At 46.4% G+C, this 21,850-nt stretch carries 22 protein-coding genes and 1 tRNA gene; 15 read left to right on the top strand and 8 right to left on the bottom strand.

The features are described from left to right. Positions 1-110 precede the first annotated feature (110 nt). The 8 genes from KNP00_RS00610 (at position 111) to KNP00_RS00575 (ending at position 7,792) form a co-directional block, all read left to right on the top strand. Entirely contained in the window at positions 111-1,025 is a 915-nt protein-coding gene (locus tag KNP00_RS00610) for an alpha/beta hydrolase (RefSeq protein WP_215141304.1), read from the top strand. A 135-nt stretch (positions 1,026-1,160) separates the two neighbouring features. After that, entirely contained in the window at positions 1,161-1,904 is a 744-nt protein-coding gene (locus tag KNP00_RS00605; protein WP_215141302.1) for a DeoR/GlpR family DNA-binding transcription regulator, read from the top strand. Continuing rightward, on the top strand, positions 1,901-2,830 hold the full coding sequence (pfkB, locus tag KNP00_RS00600) for a 1-phosphofructokinase (protein WP_215141300.1): 930 nt from the start codon (positions 1,901-1,903) through the stop codon (positions 2,828-2,830). Before KNP00_RS00605 ends, pfkB begins: the two co-directional genes overlap by 4 nt. Continuing rightward, complete coding sequence (locus tag KNP00_RS00595; protein WP_215141298.1) at positions 2,827-4,734, top strand: PTS fructose transporter subunit IIABC; 1,908 nt, start codon at positions 2,827-2,829, stop codon at positions 4,732-4,734. Before pfkB ends, KNP00_RS00595 begins: the two co-directional genes overlap by 4 nt. A 135-nt stretch (positions 4,735-4,869) precedes the next feature. Next, the gene (locus tag KNP00_RS00590) at positions 4,870-5,391 is read left to right on the top strand and encodes a GNAT family N-acetyltransferase (protein ID WP_215141296.1); all 522 of its coding nucleotides are present in this window, start codon (positions 4,870-4,872) and stop codon (positions 5,389-5,391) included. A gap of 261 nt (positions 5,392-5,652) precedes the next feature. After that, complete coding sequence (locus tag KNP00_RS00585) at positions 5,653-6,312, top strand: hypothetical protein (RefSeq protein WP_215141294.1); 660 nt, start codon at positions 5,653-5,655, stop codon at positions 6,310-6,312. 67 nt (positions 6,313-6,379) lie between these two features. Beyond that, entirely contained in the window at positions 6,380-7,135 is a 756-nt protein-coding gene (gene pyrH / locus KNP00_RS00580; RefSeq protein ID WP_215141292.1) for a UMP kinase, read from the top strand. A 9-nt stretch (positions 7,136-7,144) separates the two neighbouring features. Then, the gene (locus KNP00_RS00575) at positions 7,145-7,792 is read left to right on the top strand and encodes an alpha/beta family hydrolase (RefSeq protein ID WP_215141290.1); all 648 of its coding nucleotides are present in this window, start codon (positions 7,145-7,147) and stop codon (positions 7,790-7,792) included. A 137-nt stretch (positions 7,793-7,929) separates the two neighbouring features. Here the strand turns inward: KNP00_RS00575 and KNP00_RS00570 are convergent, their stop codons facing one another. Further along, the gene (locus KNP00_RS00570) at positions 7,930-8,565 is read right to left on the bottom strand and encodes a peroxiredoxin-like family protein (protein ID WP_215141288.1); all 636 of its coding nucleotides are present in this window, start codon (positions 8,563-8,565) and stop codon (positions 7,930-7,932) included. A gap of 235 nt (positions 8,566-8,800) precedes the next feature. On the opposite strand from KNP00_RS00570, the gene KNP00_RS00565 reads away from it, so the two are divergent. Beyond that, a complete protein-coding gene (locus KNP00_RS00565) occupies positions 8,801-10,774 on the top strand; it encodes a methyl-accepting chemotaxis protein (RefSeq protein WP_215141286.1) in 1,974 nt (657 codons plus the stop codon). Positions 10,775-10,815: 41 nt separating this feature from the next. On the opposite strand, the gene cls is transcribed toward KNP00_RS00565, so the two are convergent. After that, on the bottom strand, positions 10,816-12,279 hold the full coding sequence (gene cls / locus KNP00_RS00560; protein WP_215141284.1) for a cardiolipin synthase: 1,464 nt from the start codon (positions 12,277-12,279) through the stop codon (positions 10,816-10,818). An 85-nt stretch (positions 12,280-12,364) separates the two neighbouring features. Between cls and KNP00_RS00555 the strand changes: the two genes are divergently transcribed. The 3 genes from KNP00_RS00555 to KNP00_RS00545 all read left to right on the top strand — a co-directional run bounded on the left by KNP00_RS00555 (position 12,365) and on the right by KNP00_RS00545 (position 14,413). After that, positions 12,365-12,811, top strand: a complete 447-nt coding sequence (locus KNP00_RS00555) for an OsmC family protein (protein WP_215141282.1) — start codon at positions 12,365-12,367, stop codon at positions 12,809-12,811. A 61-nt stretch (positions 12,812-12,872) separates the two neighbouring features. Next, positions 12,873-13,361, top strand: coding sequence for a GNAT family N-acetyltransferase (locus KNP00_RS00550; protein ID WP_215141280.1), 489 nt, complete (start codon positions 12,873-12,875; stop codon positions 13,359-13,361). Positions 13,362-13,417: 56 nt separating this feature from the next. Next, positions 13,418-14,413: a Gfo/Idh/MocA family oxidoreductase gene (locus KNP00_RS00545; protein ID WP_215141278.1), complete on the top strand. Its 996-nt coding sequence runs from the start codon at positions 13,418-13,420 to the stop codon at positions 14,411-14,413. A 170-nt stretch (positions 14,414-14,583) separates the two neighbouring features. Here the strand turns inward: KNP00_RS00545 and KNP00_RS00540 are convergent, their stop codons facing one another. Beyond that, positions 14,584-15,618 carry a PTS sugar transporter subunit IIC gene (locus tag KNP00_RS00540; protein ID WP_215141276.1) on the bottom strand — a complete coding sequence of 345 codons (1,035 nt, stop codon included), beginning with the start codon at positions 15,616-15,618 and terminating at the stop codon, positions 14,584-14,586. 257 nt (positions 15,619-15,875) lie between these two features. Between KNP00_RS00540 and KNP00_RS00535 the strand changes: the two genes are divergently transcribed. Together KNP00_RS00535 and KNP00_RS14265 are read left to right on the top strand one after the other, a co-directional pair. Continuing rightward, on the top strand, positions 15,876-18,539 hold the full coding sequence (locus KNP00_RS00535) for a cation-transporting P-type ATPase (protein WP_215141274.1): 2,664 nt from the start codon (positions 15,876-15,878) through the stop codon (positions 18,537-18,539). A gap of 60 nt (positions 18,540-18,599) precedes the next feature. Then, entirely contained in the window at positions 18,600-18,728 is a 129-nt protein-coding gene (locus KNP00_RS14265) for a hypothetical protein (RefSeq protein WP_276312635.1), read from the top strand. 61 nt (positions 18,729-18,789) lie between these two features. On the opposite strand, the gene KNP00_RS00530 is transcribed toward KNP00_RS14265, so the two are convergent. From KNP00_RS00530 to KNP00_RS00520, 3 genes are all read right to left on the bottom strand, one after another. Next, positions 18,790-19,062: a hypothetical protein gene (locus KNP00_RS00530; RefSeq protein WP_215141272.1), complete on the bottom strand. Its 273-nt coding sequence runs from the start codon at positions 19,060-19,062 to the stop codon at positions 18,790-18,792. A 31-nt stretch (positions 19,063-19,093) separates the two neighbouring features. Next, positions 19,094-19,735, bottom strand: a complete 642-nt coding sequence (locus KNP00_RS00525; protein ID WP_215141270.1) for a hypothetical protein — start codon at positions 19,733-19,735, stop codon at positions 19,094-19,096. Positions 19,736-19,819: 84 nt separating this feature from the next. Beyond that, positions 19,820-20,176: a PilZ domain-containing protein gene (locus tag KNP00_RS00520; RefSeq protein WP_215141268.1), complete on the bottom strand. Its 357-nt coding sequence runs from the start codon at positions 20,174-20,176 to the stop codon at positions 19,820-19,822. A 148-nt stretch (positions 20,177-20,324) separates the two neighbouring features. On the opposite strand from KNP00_RS00520, the gene KNP00_RS00515 reads away from it, so the two are divergent. Beyond that, a complete protein-coding gene (locus KNP00_RS00515; protein WP_215141266.1) occupies positions 20,325-20,576 on the top strand; it encodes a hypothetical protein in 252 nt (83 codons plus the stop codon). Positions 20,577-20,652: 76 nt separating this feature from the next. Here the strand turns inward: KNP00_RS00515 and KNP00_RS00510 are convergent, their stop codons facing one another. Continuing rightward, complete coding sequence (locus tag KNP00_RS00510) at positions 20,653-21,348, bottom strand: queuosine precursor transporter (RefSeq protein WP_215141264.1); 696 nt, start codon at positions 21,346-21,348, stop codon at positions 20,653-20,655. Positions 21,349-21,663: 315 nt separating this feature from the next. Continuing rightward, positions 21,664-21,734: transfer RNA gene (locus tag KNP00_RS00505), tRNA-Thr, on the bottom strand. Positions 21,735-21,850: the final 116 nt, after the last annotated feature.

The raw sequence follows: 21,850 nt of genomic DNA, 5'->3' as shown, positions 1-21,850 counted from the left end.
GGTTGCACAGTTGGTTAACTGACTGACCGGATAGATGTCGCTGTCTCATTTGATGGTGACATATTTTTTTGAATGTCGGTTTCGGGTATGATAGTAATGGAGGCGATACGATGAAACAAGAGATGACGATTACGACAGCATACGGTACGATTGCAGGTACTTTTTTATCCCACGAGGAGCCTCGGGCGACCATCGTCATGTTGAGCGGGAGCGGACCGAGTGACCGTGACGGCAATATGGGTGGCGTTGGTTTTAAGACGTACGCTAAGTTGGCAGAAACATTGTATGACCATGGTTATAACGTGTTTCGGTACGACAAGCAAGGGATTGGGAAGTCCGATGGTGACTTCAATAAGGTTGGATTGCATGATTTAATTCATGACGCGATTCTCGTCGTACGTACCATTCGACAGTTAGCCGATGTGAATCGTTTATATCTGCTCGGACATAGTGAAGGTGCTGTTCTTGCTCCTGCCGTTCAGCTTGAGACGAAAGCCGATGGATTGATCTTATTGTCCGGTTTCCATGAGTCGTCCAAGAAAATGTTTTTATACCAGGCAGATGCACTGGCGAAAGACATTGAGCGTGTGAAAGGGTTGAAAGGGTTGTTTTATCGTATGACGGGAGTGGCGAGAAAGGTAAGGCAGCGTCAAGACGACTTACTGGAGCGGTCCTTACGAACGAACGTGTCATCTTTCAAGTATCGCGGGCAAGTCGTGAACGCGAAATGGATTCGGGAGCATGCCTCGTATGATGTGCGGGAACGGTTGGAGCATGTGACCGTTCCGGTGCTTGCAATTACAGGTGAACGTGACGTTCAAGTGCCACCTGAGCATGTCCATATGATTCAGACGAAAGGAGAAGTCACGTCTTCCATCATCGATGACATGAACCATCTCCTCGTTGAGCGGGAATCCCCGCATTCTCTCCTCACGCTCCATAAAGAGTATCGGGAGGCAATCGATGCACCCATTCACCCAAAACTCGTCCACGAAATGGTTGAATGGTTAAAAAAACAGTCATAAACACAAAAAACGGTCATTATATGACCGTTTTTTGTGTTATAATTGTGACAATTTGAATGAAAATGAATGTTTTTGAATGATTTTAGTTGTTTTTATAATGAAACCGCTTTATATTAAACATATGGAGGGAACAAGATGTTAACGAAACAACGACATCAGTTGATTTTGCAACGCTTATCTGAGAAAAAGGTCGTCAAGCTAAAAGAACTCGTCGATTTAACACGTTCGTCTGAGTCAACGATTCGTCGAGATTTAACGGATCTTGAAACGGAAGGGTACTTGGCGAGGGTGCACGGCGGGGCGACACTCATTTCGACTCCTGACGAAGAACCGACTTTTGAAGAGAAGCTAGACCGGTTCGTCGATGAAAAAGTTGCGATTGCCCAAAAGGCCGCCACGTTCATCGAAGATGGGATGTCCATCTACTTGGATGCCGGGACGACGACACAAGCGATGGTTCCATTTTTAAAAGGAAAGAAAATCGTCGTCGTCACAAACAGTCTACCGATTGCGAATGAATTATTTGATCTTGATATTAAGACGTTTGTGATTGGCGGAGAATTGAAGCGTTCCACTCAGGCACTTGTCGGGTACAACGCACGCGAGAGTATGATGAATTATCGCGTCGACCTCGCGTTTCTCGGAATGAATGGGATCGACCTTGACGCAGGTTACACGACCCCGGACCCGGAAGAAGCGCTTGTCAAAAAAACGGCAATCGAATTGGCACAAACCTCGTTCGTACTCGCGGACGCATCGAAGATCGGGAAACGAACGTTCAGCCGAGTCGCGACGTTAGATGCCGCACAATTGATCACATCAAGCGATGAATCAATGAGTTCCATCCAAACAATCACAAAGGTGGTGAATGCGAAATGATTTACACGTTAACACTCAACCCTTCTATTGATTACTACGTAACATTACCTGAAGTACATCTAGGCGAAGTGAACCGAATTGAAGAGACGACGGAACGCGCAGGAGGTAAAGGAATTAACGTCTCCATCGTTCTCCGGGAATATGCACAAGAAACGAAGGCACTTGGTTTCATCGGGGGGGCGACCGGTGACTTCATTAAAAAGTCACTCGTCGATCACGGTGTACACACCGATTTCGTAGAGGTGAATGGGAACACCCGGATCAACGTCAAGATTCGGGCGAAAGAAGAAACAGAACTGAATGCGAGCGGACCGAACATCACAGAGCGCGAGCTCGAACTGTTGACGGAAAAGTTCGATCAAGTTCAAGAAGGCGACATCGTCGTCCTTGCGGGTAGTATCCCAAGCAACCTACCAGACTCGCTATATCGGACCATTGCCGAATCGATTCGTGAAAAAGGTGCCGACTTTGTCGTCGATACGACGAAAGACGCCATGCTCGAAGTGCTCGCGCTCGAACCACTGATGATTAAGCCGAATCATCATGAGTTAGGTGAACTGTTCGATACAGAGATTCAGACATTCGAGGATGCCCTTCCTTATGCGGAACAGCTCGTCAAACGTGGTGCGAAAAACGTCATCATCTCGTTTGCGGGTGACGGGGCACTACTCGTCAATAAGGACGGAGCTGTCACAGCGAACACACCGGTCGGGAAACTCGTGAACTCGGTCGGTGCTGGAGATTCACTCGTCGCTGGATTTGTCGCGAACGTGAGAAAAAGGGGCGAACGAGAAGCATTTCGATACGCGGTCACGACAGGAAGCGCATCCGCATATACGTTCGGCTTATGTTCGAAACAAGAGATCAATCGCTTGATCGACCAAGTACGACTCACGCCACTCAAACGAATGGAGGAAACAACATGAAAATCACGGACTTGCTCCAACGCGACACGATTCAATTGAATCTAAGCGCGAGTTCTAAACGTGAGGTCATCGAAGAACTCGTCGATGTCCTCGACCGCGCCGGTAAACTATCCGACCGCAACGGTTATCGCGATGCAATTCTAAAACGTGAAAGTGAAAGCACGACTGGACTCGGTGAAGGGATTGCCATCCCTCACGCGAAGACGAGTGCCGTCAAAACGCCAGCAATCGCATTCGGTCGCTCGGAAGGCGTCGATTACGAAGCGCTAGACGGACAGCCAAGCCGACTCTTCTTCATGATCGCGGCAGGAGAACATGCCAATAACGAACACCTTGAAACGCTCTCAAAACTTTCCGTCTACTTGATGGACCCTGATTTCCAAGACCGTCTTTACGCAGCCGATTCTGAAAGCGATGTCATTCGTGCCATTGAAGAAAAAGAAGCGGCAGAGGAGAAGCCTGAAGATGTTAAGCAGGCGGACGAAGACGCACCGTTCATCTTGGCTGTCACGGCTTGTCCGACAGGGATCGCGCACACGTATATGGCCGCAGACAGCTTGAAGCAAAAAGCGGAAGCGATGGGTGTCGACATGAAAGTCGAGACGAACGGGTCAACTGGCGTGAAGAACGAGCTCACACGAGCGGATATCGACCGGGCGACAGCGATTATCGTCGCAGCCGACAAGGCTGTTGAAATGGATCGTTTCGCCGGAAAACGCGTCATCGAAGTACCGGTCGCACAAGGGATTCGTAAACCTGAAGAACTCATCAATCGTGCCGTCAATCAAGATGCGCCGGTGTATGAGGCTTCAAAAACGTCTGGTGCACCGAAAGAACAACGCACAGGTGTGTATAAACACTTGATGAGCGGTGTCTCGGCGATGCTGCCACTCGTTGTCGCTGGTGGACTCTTGATCGCCATTAGCTTCTTCTGGGGTATCAACTCCGCCAACCCGGATGACCCGTCTTACAATGAGTTCGCCGCACAGTTGATGACGATCGGTGGAGCGGCATTCGGCTTCCTCGTTCCGATTCTCGCTGGGTTCATCGCGATGTCCATCGCCGATCGTCCAGGTCTCGCACCTGGTCTCGTCGCAGGTGTGCTCGCAAGCGAAGGGAACGCCGGGTTCCTCGGTGGTCTCATCGCCGGTTTCTTGGCAGGTTATGTCGTCCTCTTCCTGAAAAAAGCACTTGCAAAATTGCCTGCTTCACTTGAAGGGATTAAGCCAGTCCTCTTGTATCCGTTACTCGGTTCGTTTATCTCCGGGATGATCATGTTGCTCGTCGTCAACGAACCAATCGCGGCACTCATGACATGGTTGATGGATACGTTGAATAGTATGAGTGGCGCAAACGCCATCCTTCTTGGAGTCATCGTCGGTGGGATGATGGCAGTCGATATGGGTGGACCGATCAACAAGACAGCTTACGTATTCGGTACGGCAGCCCTTACGGCCGGTAATCAAGAAGTCATGGCAGCCGTCATGGCTGGGGGAATGGTGCCACCACTCCTCGTCGCACTCGCATCAACCGTGTTCGCACGTCAGAAGTTCTCGAAACAAGAGCGTGAAGCTGGGAAGACCGCCTATATCATGGGTGCGTCGTTCATCACGGAGGCGGCCATTCCGTTTGCGGCTGCGGATCCGATTCGCGTTCTCCCGTCGGCTATCCTCGGTTCCGCGCTCGCCGGCGGATTGTCTGCATTCTTCACGATTCAATTGCCAGCGCCACACGGTGGAATCTTCGTCTTCCCGCTTCTTGAAGGAGCTGGAAACGTCGCGATAAGCATGGGGCTCTACGCCATTGCTATCCTAGCAGGTGCCCTCGTCGGTGCATTGCTCCTCTCGTTCTTGAAAAAACCGTTAACGACATCAACATCAGTTCAGTCCAAACATGTTGCATGATCAATGAAGAGACGTTGCCTCGTAGGAGGTGGCGTCTTTTTGCTTGAGAAACCTTCTAAAATAACACAATCTCGGATTGCAAGTTGGGGATTTGTGGTAAACTATTTGTAAAGCTTCGGGTAGGAGGGGGTCACATTGGACATTCGGATCGCCAAACCAGATGATGTGTATGGGATTGCGAGAGTGCGTGTGAACGGCTGGCGTACGACCTATCGGGGGATCGTCCCGACCGAGTATTTGTTAAAGGTGACGTCCGGTTCCATTGAATGGGCGGAACGATTGCGGACTGCACTTCGCCGTCAAGAAATAGCCGGTTTTGTGGCGATTGTGGATGATGAGATTGTGGGATTCGTTCTGTATGGAGAAGAGCGTACAGGTGAATACCCAAACTACACGAACGAAGTGTATGCCATTTATATTTTAGAGAACCATCAAGGGAACGGAATCGGTTCTGCTCTCCTTGAGCATGCCGTCCAATCGATGTGTGAGGCAGGACTATTGATTTGGGCGCTCGAGATGAATCCGTTCCGCACATTTTATGAGCGAAAACAAGGACAGGTCATCGACCAAAAAGATCGGGAGTTTGGTGAACTGTTACTCCGTGAAGTGGCGTACGGATGGGAGACGACCCGTCACGATTCGATTATGGGTGCCTAAGCTTAGAGACTGTAGAATATTCTATGGTCTTTTTTTGTATCAATTGGAGCTTTTTATCTACAAGCGATATATTCTGCTTTTGAGCTGCAACCATAAACATACATGAAAAATTTAATGCTTGGTTTTCTATGTTCAATAAATCATAGTATTGTAAATCTAGTTATAATAAGGCAATACATAATGCTACAAAAAGTGTTATGACATAAAAGTTGTCATATTACTTTATCAAATTTGAAATTTGGTTTTTATGGGGCGTAGAAAATGATGAACATCGAACAAGAAATTCAAAGGATACAAACTATGGCACGATCGTCAAAGCAACTTTACCTCGCGATTCAAGACGCCAAAAAATTAGTCAGAGAGTACCCAGACGAATTCATCGCCTGGACGACTCTCATTAGTGCTGAAATGGATACGCCGGAAGAAGACTATGAAAGTGCATCCAAACACTTATTCGAAGCATTTGATAAGTTTCCGGAGCATTCGATTTTCTTCGCCCTCGGCGTATATCTTGAATCAACTTTCGTCTGTCCAGTATTAGACGAAACAAAGATTGAGAAGATCGAGTCGATGCTCGATAAAATGGATGCTAAGTCAAAAGGGATCCTCTACTATTCAATGGCTAATCTACATCAATTCGAACGTCCAGATCAGTATGAACCGTATCTGTTAAAGGCGATAGCGGAGTACCCAGAATTTCCTCATTACTATCTTGATCTTGGACTTTACTATATCTCAAACGAGAATATTGAAAAGGGAAAGCTATATATAAAAGAAGGCTTGCTTAGAGTAAAAGAGTGTTTCAATGAAGCATCGCCCCTAGAATTTGAAATTTCTTTATATACGTTTATCGATGAAGAAATCGGTGGACTTTATATGTTCGATGAGTTTTACAAGGAATATAAAGAAATGTCCTCATGAATCAATTAAAAATAGTGTTGTTCCATTATTTAAACTCTTCTATACTGAATTGAACAAAAAATTCCAAATGAGGGGTTGGGAGACTTTGAACCATAGAAAAATTTGTATCAAGTTAAGCGGAGCCGCTCTAGCCGGTGACGGAACGAGTAATTTTGATGAGATGAGTCTCAGTATGATTGCAGAGGAAATTTTATCTCTCGCAAAGAGTGGGGTCGAAGTGTGTGTCATGGTCGGTGGGGGAAATCTCTTTCGAGGGAATCAAGCAGAAGCATGGGGCATCAATCGAGTGGAAGCTGACAGCATCGGGACACTCGGGACTGTCATGAACTCATTAATGCTACGTGGTATCTTAAAACGAGATACTAATCAAGAAGTACGCGTCATGACGTCGATTCCAATGCCTAGTGTCGCTGAACCATATATTCAACTTCGAGCAATCAATCATTTGAAAAAAGGGTATATCGTCATTTTCGCAGGCGGTAACGGTCAACCGTTCGTCTCTTCAGACTACCCGGCTGTTCAGCGTGCGATCGAAGTGGGTTGCGATGCCTTGTTCGTGGCAAAAAACGGTGTCTCCGGCGTATTTGACCGAGACCCTCGATTGGATTCGGACGCTCGTCAATATGAAACCCTTCACTATAACGATGTCATCGCTCATAATTTAAAAGTGATGGACCAATCGGCATTACTTCTCGCAAGAGATCACGGTTTGCCAATCCATTTGTTCGACTTCAAGGAGCCGAATGCCATCCATCGGATTCTCCAAGGAGAGACCATTGGAACGATGATTCATCACCATGACACGCAACTTTTGCAGAAATGAGGGGACGATATGTATAAAGTAACAGATGGTTACGTCGTCGGGACAAATGGAATACTTGTTCCATATTCGTATCTTCAGCCGGATTCGTCTTCTGACACACTCGTGATTTTGCTGCCGGGATATGGATATACGAATGATTCCCCGATGTTTCGATATACGACAGCACTTTGTTTAGAGAATGGGTTGAACGTTCTTGAGGTCAACTACAACTATCGGGATGAGCGGTATGATTCAGTCGATGTATCAGTGGCGATTGTTGACGATGTTCGTCTCGTCATCGATCAATTGCTGCAATCCCATTCATTTAATGAGTACATAATCATCGGAAAATCGCTCGGTACGATTGCGATGGCAAGTGAGCTTACCCGAAACGTGTTTCACGATGCTAAACTAGTTTGGTTGACACCTTTATTGAAACAAGACGACATATACGAAGCGATCTTGTCTCATAAGGGAAAACAGCTCATTGTTATGGGAACGGCGGACCACCATTATGCAGATGAACGAATTAAGCATCTTGATCGTCAGGCATTGACTGAACTCGAGATTGTCGAACAGATGAACCATAGTCTCGAGTACACAGGAAACACTTATCGGTCATTACGATTACTCGAGGTACTTCTCAAGCGAGTTGAGCAATTTATCACCACCACATAAATCGTAGAGAAGTAGCATGTAGTCACGATATCTTTTAGAAGGAACCAAATGAACTACGAGGAACTTGACGAACAATCGGCGTACTAAAGATTTGCCATACAAAAGGAGATGACGCGATGCGTCACCTCCTTATTTTTTTACAATTTTTCAATCACCGTCAACGGGTCGACCCGTTCTGTATAATCGGCAGGGACGTCACTGAATGAAATCGTTCCGTCTGATTGGATGATGAACGTGGCCGGTTTCGGCAACTGCCAATCCTCGTTCCCGTTGTGGGCGTCGACGTGAAGTCCAGACGCTTTATAAAGGTCGATCAAGTAATCCGGCATGTCAAAGACGAGGTCGAAATGACGTGCGATTTGATTGTCGATATCACTTAACACGTAATAATCAAGTTCGTTCTTTTCTTTCGTTGAAAGGGAATGATCCGGAGTTTCCGGACTGATGGCGACAAGTGTCGCTCCTTTTTCTTCAATCGTTGCCAACTCTCGCTGATAAGCGCGAAGCTCGAGGTTACAGTACGGGCACCATCCCCCACGATAGAAGGTGACAATCACTGGTCCCTTTTCAAGTAAGGACTTCAACTCCACCTTTGTCCCGTCCGCATGTGGCAGTTCAAAGAGCGGTGCCGATTCACCGACTGCTAATCCGGACGCCATTCCCGAATCTTTCAGTTCTTGTGTCGCCTGCGCCATCAATCGTTGCTTGTCAGCGGGTGCCTTTTGCTTGAATTGCTCTTTATACGATTTGATTTCATTCAATAATGTACTCATTATTTTACCCCCTTTTCCGATATGGTAACTTAATTGGATGTGAAATACGAGTCACAAGGGTTGGCTAACATAAAAATGATGAAACTCCATTTCAAAATATAAAAAAGATTGTTGATTACTTAAATCAATCATCAAAATATAATAATCTCAACCGATATGGTGTATACCCAAGGAAAAATAGTTTTTAATGATGAAAACTCCTTGGATACTTCATGATGACGATAGGAGATGCTACATGAAACAGAGGCGTACGATCAGTATCAAACAGAAGTTAATTGTATTATCAGTGGTATTATTACTTGTTCCAGCGACATTGATTGGTATAGTCGCATATACACAAGCGAAAGGTAAAATTGAGTCACAAATGATCCAGTCTGCCGATTCAGGTGTTGACCGCATGAATAACGAGGTGGCGAACCTGATCGAGCCGATTCAGACCGATATCTCGTTCTTTGCGAACCGGATTGATTCATCGATTTACGAAGAAGGAGAAGAGAATCAGGCGTTAGCAGAAAAATTTACTGAGTATTTAGAAACGCATCCTAAAGTGACAAATATTTATTTTGCCTCCACGGCAGGCACGATGACGATTTATCCCGTGCAGGAGTTGCCGGAAGGGTATGATCCGCGGACCCGACCGTGGTATGAAGCAGCTGAGTCGAGTGGACAAGACGTCGCCATTACGAATCCGTACGTCGATGCGGCCTCTCAAAAAATGATGGTCACAGTATCGAAACAGACAGCAGACGGTAGTGGAGTTGTCGCCGTAGACGTCGATGTGAATGATATTGCTGAAGTGGCCTCGACTATTCAAATTGGTAAAGAGGGCTATATCGCCATCTACGATCAAGCTCAGCAAGTCGTCACCCACCCGTCGACTGCTGTCGGTGAGAAAGTAGCTGAATCTTGGATGGAACCCCTTTTCGCGAAAGGTGAAGGAATCATGTCTGTCGATGAGAACGGGGAAGGCGTGGAGAAGGCATTCGTGACAAACCCCGTAACCGGTTGGAAGATTACCGGGACGCTCTATGACGGTGAGATTCAAGACGAGACGGTCGGAATCCTTTGGACGACAGTATTCGTCATCATCGGGATGTTCGGTATCGCCGCGAGTCTTTTATACTTCGTCCTTCGCTCCATCTTACGTCCGTTGCGTTTGTTGACCGAAGGTGCCGAACGAATCAAATCAGGTGATTTGACCGAACCAATTGCTGTTCAATCAAATGATGAAATCGGTCGTGTGTCGGATAGTTTCAACGAGATGAGCGCCTCACTCCGTATGGTATTGCTACGTCTTGACGATTCAATCAGTCAAGTGGCGGCCTCATCGCAAGAGTTGATGGCCAACTCGTCGCACAACACCGCTTCATCGGAACAGATTGCCCGTGCGGTTGATCAAATGGCAGTCAGTGCCGAAGGGTCAAAGAGCCAACTTGATGATAACGCGACATCTCTTCAAGCGATCACCTCAGGGATCATGCGAATTTCGGAAAGCTCAATGGACGTTTCTGAACTGTCTCGTGAAACGTCGAATGAGGCAGAGGACGGGTCAACGACGGTGAGGGAGAATGTGAAGCAGATGCAAGCAATCGATTCGTCTGTCGTGACGTTCGAGGGTGTCATTCATTCTTTGGCACATCGCTCGAACGAGATTGGAGACATCGTCACGGTCATCAACGGAATCGCAGAACAGACGAATCTGTTGGCGTTAAACGCAGCGATTGAGGCGGCCCGAGCTGGAGAGAACGGAAAAGGGTTTGCTGTCGTTGCGAGCGAAGTCCGTAAACTTGCCGAACAATCGCAACAGTCGACAAAACAAATCGCGTCATTGATTGACCGAATCAAACATGAAACGGAGCAGTCTGTACAGCTGATGCAGGAAGTATCCACTCACACGAAAGCCGGATTGGCATCGTCCGAGTTGACGGCAGACCGCTTCGAAAAAATTAAAGAACGAACAGTCGCAATGACGCCTCGTATCGAAGACGTGACCGCAACCGTCGAGGAGATCGCGGCGAACGTTCAGGAAGTTGCGGCGACCGCCTCGCAAATCGCCAGTATCGCCGATGAGAACTCGAACGTCTCGAAACAAGTGGCGGCGACGACGGACGATCAGTTGAGATCGATTGAGGAAGTGTCTCAATCTGCGAAAGCACTCGCGACGATGGCCGAAGAATTACAAGACCTCGTCTCGCGTTTCAAATTATAAAACGAATGAGGCAGAGCGCCCCGCTCTGCCTCATGTCGTAGTTATAAGATCGGACTTAGAAGTCGTGACACACCTTCTCGAGCGCGCACCGTCCATTTCCTGTTTTCATAATCTTCCATCGTATACGTCCGACTGACCGCAACGTCTGTCTCAAACAAGGAGATCAGTTCGAGGGCGACTCGTTCGTCAAAGATCAGCGCATTCACCTCGAAATTGAGACGGAAGCTCCGTGCATCTAAGTTCGTCGTCCCGACCGTCGCAATCTCCTCGTCGACGACGAGCGTCTTCGCATGTAGGAATCCTTCGTCATACAAGTAGACGTTCGCTCCATAATCGAGCAACTCACCGAGGAATGACAAGGAAGCCCACATGACGAACGGGTGGTCCGGTTTCCCAGGGATCATGATGTCCATCTGAACTCCGGAATAAAGCGCCATTTTACAGGCGTCCATAAAACTCGTATCGGGAATGAAATAAGGTGTTTGGATGATGACTCGTCGTTTAGCCGACATAATCATCTTGATCATCATGTTTTTCAAATGCTCGGTATCCGAGTTCGGACCACTCGTGACGATTTGCATCGGCGAGTTGTCTTGAATCTCATGTCTCGCGAAACAGAACGTGTTTTCTGGATCGTGTTTACGATGACCTGAATAGTTCCAATCGAGAATGAAACGATGTTGGAGATGGTAGACAACATCCCCTTCGACACGAAGGTGTGTGTCACGCCAATAGCCAAACTTTTCGACGAGCCCTAAATATTCCGTCCCGACGTTAAAGCCACCGACATACCCGACTTTCCCGTCGACGATGACGACTTTACGGTGATTTCGATTGTTCAGTTTAAAGTTGATCATCCCGAGTGTCGGTGGGAAAAATACGCGCACTTCCCCGTTATTGGCGATCAGTTCTTTAAAATCTGATGTACGGAGGCTACGAGAACCGACGGCATCATATAGGAGACGTACTTTGACCCCGGCTTTCGCACGTTCAATCAGTTCGTTCAAGAGCGCTTGTCCAAGGGCGTCCCGTTGGATAATGTAATACTGGATATTGATTTCAGTCTCGGCAGAGCGAATGTCATCCATCAGTGCCTTGAACTTCTGTTCACCATCGTGGAGGATGAGGGAACGGTTATGTACACTGATCAATGATTTTGCAGATTGTAGGTTCATTTGAATCAGTTGGTCGTACTTTTCAAACAGTGGCTGAGACAATGTTGTTTGACGCGTTTGGACTTGCTCGATTTGTGCTTCCACTTGTAAGGTGTGAAACGATCGCTCCTCTACACTTAAATTGTAGAAATTATCTTTTTTAAGTTGCCGTCCGAGAAACAAGTAAATGATGAAACCGAGCACCGGCAAGAAAAAGAGGACGAGTAACCAGGCCCACGTCGCCCCGACATCTCGTCTTTCGGCGAAAATGACGGCCAGCGCGAACAATATGTTCAATCCGAGGACGATGTAAAGCCCCCAGCTGAATAAAATGGACAAATCCAACAACATGCACCCCTTTATAATCAATTTGTAGCTTAATCATACATCAAATGAGGGAATAGGTTGCTATCAATTGAAATAGGGGGAAGAGAAGATGAATATGGAAGTCAGATGGAAACAGGGAATGGCGTTCGAAACGATTACGCCTTCTGGGCACACGGTCATCCTTGATGCATCAGAGGAGGTAGGTGGTCTTGATACTGGACCACGCCCGACAGAGATGTTACTTCACGCGACCGCATCGTGTACAGGGATCGATATCGTATCGATTTTGCATAAGATGCGTCAACCGCTCGATTCATTCGAGATGGCAATCGACGGGATTCGTGCGACAGAGCATCCTAAACGCTTTACAGCCGTTCATATCTTATATAGATTGAAAGGTGATTTATCGGAAGAGCGAGTCAGACGAGCGATTGAACTGTCTGTTGAACGATATTGTTCTGTCTCGCACAGTCTGAATGCTACGTTGACGTATAGTTATCAATTGAACGATGGCGAAGTCATACCTTTTGAATTGAAAAGTGAGCAAGATGGTTGAAAGGCGAAGTGTTCTCCGTTATATTTGTATTTCAAATACTGTATAACTAAAGGAGGACGTTATGATTCGACTCGCGACGAAGCGCGATGCTACAAGCATCGCGAACCTAATCGAACAACGAGCCGTAGCGCTAAATGAACAAGGAAGCGACCAATGGACCGAATATTTGGAACAGGACCTCGTAGAGCGTGTGCTCATTGACATTGCAACAGGCAATGTTTATGTTTTTGAAGAAAACCATCAAATTTTAGCTTCAATCGCTTTGTTGCCTCCTGATGAATGGGATGACAACTTATGGGACGATAGCGAGCGTGGACAATATATCCATCGAATCGTCGTCAGTGAAAAGTTAAAAGGTCGTGGTGTCGGTCAATTACTGATGAGACACGTTTTGAACGAAGCAGACGAAGACGAACCGATTCGGCTTGACTGTGTCGCTGACAATGAGTTTTTAAATGACTATTATCCACGTTTTGGTTTCGTTTATGTCGATACGTATAACGGTTACAATACGTTTGAATACAGAGTAGATGAGAGTATGAGTGCTTGAAGGGTCTTTTGGACCCTTTTTTGATATAATGACGTTAGCGAAGAGGAGGAGAGAGTATGATAAAAACTGTCTTGGTAGGGTTTGGATTCTCGGCAAACACGTTCCATCTGCCGTTCTTGAAGGCGATTGACTCATTCGAAGTAAGCGGAGTCGTCTCGACACGTCCGACCGAGGTCCATTCCGAGTTACCCGATGTAAGCGTATATGCGACATTAGACGAAGCGTTACAATCGGATGCTACATTGTTTGTCATTACGACACCGACCCATTTACATAAAGAGATGATTGTTGACTGTCTCAAGGCAGGCAAAGACGTGTTAGTTGAAAAACCTGCATTCCTGACAACAGCAGAAGGATATGAGTTGATGGAACTTGAATCACAGTCAAGGGGCCTCGTTAACGTCTATCAAAACCGTCGTTATGACGGAGATTTCTTAACGATCAAGTCATTGCTCGATTCGAATCAGTTAGGGGAATGGAAAGTAATCGAATCTCGTTTTGATCGCTTCCGACCGAACGTTCGCGACCGCTGGCGTGAAAATGCCGGACCAGGTGCGGGAATCTTGTTTGACTTAGGGAGTCACCTGATTGATCAGACGCTCGCCTTACTCGGAAAACCTGACAAGATTCAAGCAGATGTGATGATTCAACGGGAAGATGGACAATCTGACGATGGTTTCTATGTGACACTCTATTATGGAGAGAAACGAGTTTATCTTCGCTCGAATCCATTCATTGCTGGAGAAACCCCGCGATTCGAAGTTCATGGAACGAAAGGAAGTTTCGTGAAGTTCGGACTTGATCCTCAGGAAGAGGCACTGAAGCAAGGGAAGTTGTCGAGCGATGTGTTAGAGACTGGGATCTTATCGACGGATGAGAGCGAGACGATTCAAGTGGAGAAGGGTGACTACTTGATGTATTATCAACAATTAGCTGAAAGTTATGTGACACGACAACCTGTCGTATCACTGAAGGATGCGACACTCACAACGCAAATGATTGAACTTGCTCGACAATCGAGTGAATCAGGTGAAATGATCACGCTAAACTGATGATTAAAGCTCTGCTCATGTGGAGAGAGTGATGTCCACCGAAAACGATTATTGAGTTGACAATCAGAAAGAACATGCGATGATTTTTTTGTGAATGTGTTGATTCTATCTACTATCAAAGAAAAAAATCGATGCCGCTGAACAAACTGTTCGAGCGTGCATCGATTTTTTTATGCGGCATCTTCTTCTGTCGATTCAACCTTTTCGGTATGTCGGACAATCGGGAAGTTCTTAAAGAGGCGACTGCCGATCAGACCGAATCCAATTCCAAGGATGAAAAGAGCAACAGCTGTCAGTGTGACAGTTTGCCAGTCGTTGAAGCCATACATGACGAGCAGACCAGGTATGCCGGCAGCCGAACCCGGCGCATCATTGATCATTCCTGTCATCGCCACGATTAATCCGGCGAAGGCACCGCCTATGAAGTTCACGCTGTAAATCGGGATAGGATTCGCCGAGATCAGATCGGCCTGTGTCAACGGCTCGATCGCGACGGAAAGTTGATCTTTCTTCGTCCCAATCTTCAATTGACGGAACAACAAGTAGTTCATCGAGATGGATGCCGTCAATGCGAGAGCGGCGATCGCCATCGGTACACCTGTCAAGCCGAGCATCGCTGTCAAGGCCATCGAACTGAGAGGTGACGTCGATACGACGGTGACGATTCCGCCGAGCACAAGGCCCATGACGACCGGACTTTGTGTCGCCGCGAGTTCAATGACTGCACCGATTTGTGCGAGTGTATTTGAGACAAGTGGATCGATGCCAATTGCGAGGAGACGTGCGAGCGGCGCCATCACGATGACATAAAACATCATATCGACTCCAGTCGGGAGATAGCGGTTGATTCGTGTACCGACTAAAGCCAAGATATATCCTGCAAAAAATCCAGGAAGGATCCCGAATCCAGATACAGATAACCCGATCATCAAGCTATACACAGGATTGATTCCGAGCGCGATGGCAACGAGTGCTGCAGCGGCAGGACCCGATAACGAACCGGCTGCCTGCCCGACTTCTTCATATAAAGGGAGGGGGAGTAATCCTCCGATCGCATATGCGTTGAACGCTTCGACGAGGAAGCTTGCAATCGCCGCCCCTGCCAACGCGCCCATCGCTTTCATTCCAAACGGTGCCTTGTAACTGAATAGTGTGAACAAGGCAAGGATGAGTAATAAGAGTGCAACTCCTTGAATAATGACCATAAACGCTTCCTTCTTTCTACTTAAAATCATCTATAATTCATTCTATATTCAATCATAGAATCACTCCTGTAAAGCCATTTTCAACAGAAAAATTAAAAAAGACACATGATATCGCTTACAAGAGAAAACGAAAAATATGGTAGCGCTTTCTTTGAAAATGACAAGAATTGTACAAGTTTGGACGTGTCGAGCCGCATCAGATTGGGAACAGATAGGGGAAAGACTTTTCATAAAGTATTTGTCGAGGAGGTAAGAACATGCAGAACGAAGACAGGGAGTGGCATGCGCTCGAAGTAGACGAGGTTCAGTCACATGTGGAGACTGATATGGAGTCGGGTCTCTCGAAGGAGACGGTCACCAATCGGCAGGAGGAGTTCGGAAAGAACGTCCTACCTGAAAAGGAGAAGACGCCTGAAATCATAAAATTTTTAAGGCAGTTCAATGACATTCTCGTCTACGTCCTTTTGGGAGCGGCAGTTGTCACCGGTTTTCTAGGTGAATACATCGATACGATTGTCATCGTTCTAGTCGTCACGGTTATCGGCGTTGTCGGGTATCTTCAAGAAAACAAAGCGGAAGAGGCTCTTGAAGGAATTAAAAAGCTGTTAGAAACGAAAGCGACCGTCATTCGTAACGGTAAACAATACGAGATCGACTCAAGTGATCTCGTTGTCGGAGACATTCTCGTACTTGCTGCCGGGGATAAAGTGCCAGCCGATGCTCGGGTCACGCAGGCGGAAAAATTCAAAGTGGAAGAATCCGCCTTGACCGGTGAAGCCACAACGGTCGAGAAAAAACCAGATGTCGTCAAAGAAGAGGCCGTACTTGCTGACAGAAAGAACATGGTTTATTCAGGGACGAGCGTTGCGACTGGTAGTGCGAAAGCGATTGTTACGGCGATTGGCGAAGGTACAGAACTTGGTCAAATCAATGCTTCCATATCTGAAGTACAAACGGTGAAAACACCTCTCATTCGTCAGACAACAAAATTCGGACAAACCGTATCTATCGCCATCTTAATCATTTCAGTAGTCATTTATGCGTTCGGCTATTTCTTACGTGACTACGAACCAGTCGAACTGATGTTGACGACGATCGGACTTGCGGTAGCGGCAATTCCTGAAGGATTACCGGCCGTCATCTCGATCATCTTGGCGCTCGGTGTGCGAAACATGGCCGAACAGAAAGCCATCGTCCGCAGTTTGCCATCTGTCGAAACGCTAGGGGCGGTTTCGGTCATCTGTACAGATAAAACGGGTACGTTGACAAAAAATGAGATGACCGTCAAACAAATCGTGACAGCGAATCATGACATCGAGGTGTCCGGAAGTGGGTATGCGCCGAACGGTGATTTGGAGATAAATGGTCAGCCGTTCGACCTTGACGATGACGAGTCGATGATTGACTTATTGACCGTCGGTAAGACGTGTAACGATTCACAATTAAATGAAGAGGATGGTGACTGGGTCATAAACGGGGATCCGACCGAGGCTTGTTTACTTACTGTCGCCGAAAAGGCAGAACGTCCAATCGAGCGGCTCAAAGTGATCTCCAAAATCCCGTTCGACTCTGAGTACAAATATATGGCGACGCTCGTCGATTATAAAGGAGAGCGCATGATTTTTGTCAAAGGTGCGCCAGACCGCCTATTTGAGATGGCTTCGTCTAAAGACTTCACAGAAGAGTATTGGGACGAAAAACGGAAAGAAATTGCCGACCGAGGCCAACGTGTCCTCGGTGCCGGTTTCAAGAAAGTTGACAGTTCGAAACAATCGATTGACCATGAAGATGTCGAAAATAGTCTGACTTTCCTCGGGTTGTTTGGGATTGTCGACCCACCACGACAAGAGGCGATTGATGCGGTCGCCGCATGTCGTGAGGCGGGGATTCGAATCAAGATGATCACAGGTGATCATAAAGATACCGCCGTTGCGATTGCGAAAGAACTCGGGATGGAAGTCGAAGGTGCATTAGAAGGTCGTGAGCTTACCGACATGTCGGATGAAGAGATCAAAGAAGCGTCCGTTCATAATGACGTGTTCGCACGGACGAGCCCAAATGACAAGCTTCGGCTCGTCAAAGGATTACAAGAAAACGAACTCATCACTTCGATGACCGGAGATGGCGTCAACGATGCACCAGCATTGAAGCGTGCGGACATCGGCGTGGCGATGGGAATCAAAGGGACGGAAGTTGCAAAAGAGGCGTCTCAAATGGTTCTTGTCGATGATAACTTTAAAACGATATACAATGCCGTTCGGGAAGGGCGGCGCGTATACGATAACTTGAAGAAGACGATTCTTTTCTTGCTCCCGACAAACGGAGGACAAGCTTTGCTTGTAGCAATGAGTATCTTGCTCGGAGCAGCGGCTCCACTTAGCCCCGTTCAGATTTTATGGGTCAATATGGTCGTCGCGATCACACTTTCGTTGGCAATTGCTTTCGAACCGCTAGAAGAGAGTACGATGAAGCGGCCACCTCGACCGGCAAACGTACCGCTCCTCAGCCGTTATTACGTGTTCCGTGTCACGTTCGTCTCGATTATCATCGGGGGAGGTAGTTTATGGATTAACTACATGCTCGGTGACTTCGACTATTCGACCGAGAAACTGCAAACGATCACGTTGAATGCCATCGTGATGGCGCAGCTGTTCCACTTATACAATTGCCGAACAGAACTGCTACCTGCATTCAATCGTCATTTCTTTGACAATAAGATTGCCTTTCTCGTTTCAGGATTACTCATTGCGCTCCAATTGTTTATCACGTATGTACCGTTCATGCACACGTTGTTTGGTACTGCACCGCTTACGTGGGAAGATTGGATTTATCCGGTTGCATTCGGGGCAATCGTCTTCATCATCGTCGAAATTGAAAAAGCGATTTCAAGACGTGTGATTGGTAATCGAAACATTCATTGAGACGTTTCAGTTTATCGAAAAACGGATAAACAATGGGAGTAGACATGAAGGAGGGATACGATGAAACGTGATGAATCACAACCAGGGGTACATCCGGACCCGATACCAGATGATGAATCGAATCCAGCACAAAAGCCGGCTCCGACGCAACATCCTGACCCTGACCCAGAAGAAGAATCAGCAGAATAAATAATGAATCATCTATTAAAATTCCTCCTAATCCGATGGGTTAGGAGGAATTTTTTAACGCTTATGATTTTTGTTTTGATGAACGGCTGTTCTGCAATCGATTGAACTTTTTTTCATCTGTATGCTCGGTGACGACAAAATCACCGACTGGACACTCCCATTTTCCTTTGGCAACAACACATTCACGTAGCGTCACTTTGTCATCATACAAGTCCAGTTCTAACGTATCAGTTAGAAACTGATCGACTTTTTGGTTTGGAACTTTTACATACTCATTTAACTCAAGTTCTTCATTTTTGACAGTCACGTAAGACGTGACCTGAAAATAACGCATAAAAACGTCTCCTTTTTACTATGATTCGAAATCAACTCTTCATCTCCAACCGTTCACGTTTTGGAGGGGCTTCGTTGAAAGGTTTTCGGTGGCGGATCATGAGCCAGAATATTAAACCGAACAATGGGATGTACGGTAGTGGCCATAGGCTCATTTTATATCGTTTCGCATCTCGATTCATTAAGGTGATTTGAATGAATGCTAACAATAAGAAGTCGACCGTCATCGTTCGGACGAACTGATTCTTTTCAACATACGACAAGTACTCTGAAACATTTCCTGTATTTGCGGCTGCGACAAACAATCCAATCGTCACTAACAACAGAATGACACCGAGGATACGGGTCGGTAACGGTTTGACCGGTGTCGGATAAGGTGATTGTCTAGCGAATGCCAAATAGGGCGCGAGTAAAAATCCGCCGAGGAAAAAACTGCTGATGGCTGGTATGAGTGGATTTGGTTTTAACTGGTTGATTTCAGACCACAGAAGCGGAAACATCGCTAACGGGAATACACCTAAAATACTGAACAGAGAAAGCGAGTAGCCTTCGTATGCATCCGTGTTGTAGGTAAGAAAATCGAGAAGGAATCGTCCGTCAAATGGAACGTTCGGTCCGATGATGGCGAATGCGATGGCCAACCCCCATGGAATCAATAAAAATTTTCTTGTCATACGTTCACCTCGCCAATGATTGATAATAGTAGTATACCCTCTTTTAAGAACACGAAAAAATGAGAAAATGTATTACACATGTTCTCATTTGTTTTCGCGTGCATACGTTTTAATCATTGTGACAAGTTGTTGAGTTTCGTCAGCCTTTACGTCGAGCATGATTCCATAATCGTACAACGATCCCATCTGGCTACGATGTTTCACATGGCCAATCAATTCGAGTGGTGGAAGTGTCGGAACGAGTTCGAGGACGAAGTGGACCTGTAAACCATTCGAGAGTGGAAAAAGATAGTCAGAACGTAGTTTTAGTCCATGAGAGCTTATATTGATTAACTGGCCTTCTCCGTCATAAAGTTCTTTTTCTTCCCAAACGAGTCGATATGGAATCGTGCGTGGGTGCGGTAGGATATAACGAAAAGTTTCCTGTCGGCGATAACGCATCAATTCACCCCATTTCTCTACTTCCATTATCGGTAGTTGTTGAATTAAAGTGAAGAGGAAAATTCCGATTAACTAACCATCTACTCACTTTACAAAAATGAAAACGCTTTCTATAATGGTTATACGATTTGAATAAGGAGGGAATCGAATGAATGTACATGATTTACTCCGACGTTACTCCATTCAATCACCCATCATATATGAAAAGAAACATAACGGAGAATGGGTCAAACTCGATAGCTTGCCTGTTTACACCATTCTAGAAGTCGAATCAAATGATCAAACGATTGAGGCGATTGCGATTGACGCATTTAAAGCCATCACCGTATGCCGTGAGTCGACGTCGATTGAAGCCGCTCGACCTTATGCCGTGCGCATTCAAATTGAACGTACACGATGAAAGCGACAATATATGTTGTAGACATAAAAAGAGGAGGCCCGTCACCGCTTTATGGTGTGGACCCCCTTTTTTCTTTTTAAGCGGCGTCGCGTGCCGTCTCACTTGTTGGGTTCGTATGTTTTGCATAATACATGAACGGTGTTGCCATCCAGGCGATGACGAACTTCGCGACATAAGTCGTGATGAAGATGTTCCACCAAATGTCCCAATCCATTCCCCAAAACGCGATGATACAGAAAGTGAATGTATCAATGAGTTGAGAGAAGACGGTGGACCCGGTCGTTCTGAGCCATAATTTTTTTTCACCTGTTTTTGCCCGTATCTTTGAATATACAAAGACATCAAACAATTGTGAGACGAGATATGCGGCAAGGCTACCGATTGTGATCAATGGAAGCATTGAGAAGAGTGCCGCAAAACTCTCATGCATGAAGAGAGCTTCTTCAAACGGTTCATACAAAAGTGCATATTGCATAAGAATCGTCGAGACAATCAAAATGAAAAATCCGAGCCACACACCTTTTCGAGCAGCTGCCCTGCCATGTTTCTCGTTCAAGATATCGGTCGCCAAGTAAAGCGAACCGTATACGATGTTTCCTAGCGTGAAAATGTATCCGCCAATTACAATCTGTTGGGTGACTTGAATATTTGCGACGACTGACGCCATCGCAATCCAAGCATATAATCCGACCCGCCCAAACAATTTATAGCTCAAGACGAGTAATCCGAGTGTAAGGATGGCAGAAGGAATCCATAACCATTCGTTCAGCATGAATCATGCTCCTTCCTCTACTATTCAATGATTTCAACTTTTCAAGTTTATAGAGGATTAGAAATGCTGTCAAGGTGGTGGGTGGTGAGAAGAAACGGTTCGTACATCAATGGATTCACGTCACGTTGACGCTTCAGAAACAGACGGCCGAGACGTTCGGGGCGAGCGATCAAATGAGTAACAATCGTCTGACAAAGTGGTATTCACGACACGAAAAACAAGAAAGTGGGAACAAAGTGGGAACGGACAAAAAGAAAGCACCTCCTGTCATAAACAGGAAGTGCCCTAAACCGCGTGGTTGAGCGGTCTGTTTGATGCCTCCGACGAGAATCGAACTCGTGCTGCAGCATTACCATTGCTGAGGTCTGCCACTAACCTACAGAGGCGTTACATTCATTATCTTACACAGAATGTGCCTCGGTTTCAAGTTTTTTTAAAATAATATGTGATTCGAAAAGAATAGAATGTAACATCCATGCCGAGTCAGAAATGAGGGATACAT

Origin of the sequence: Exiguobacterium qingdaonense (genome assembly GCF_018617855.1) — a bacterium.
GTDB classification, from domain to species: domain Bacteria; phylum Bacillota; class Bacilli; order Exiguobacteriales; family Exiguobacteriaceae; genus Exiguobacterium; species Exiguobacterium qingdaonense.
This window is presented reverse-complemented; position numbering and strand designations above follow the sequence as displayed.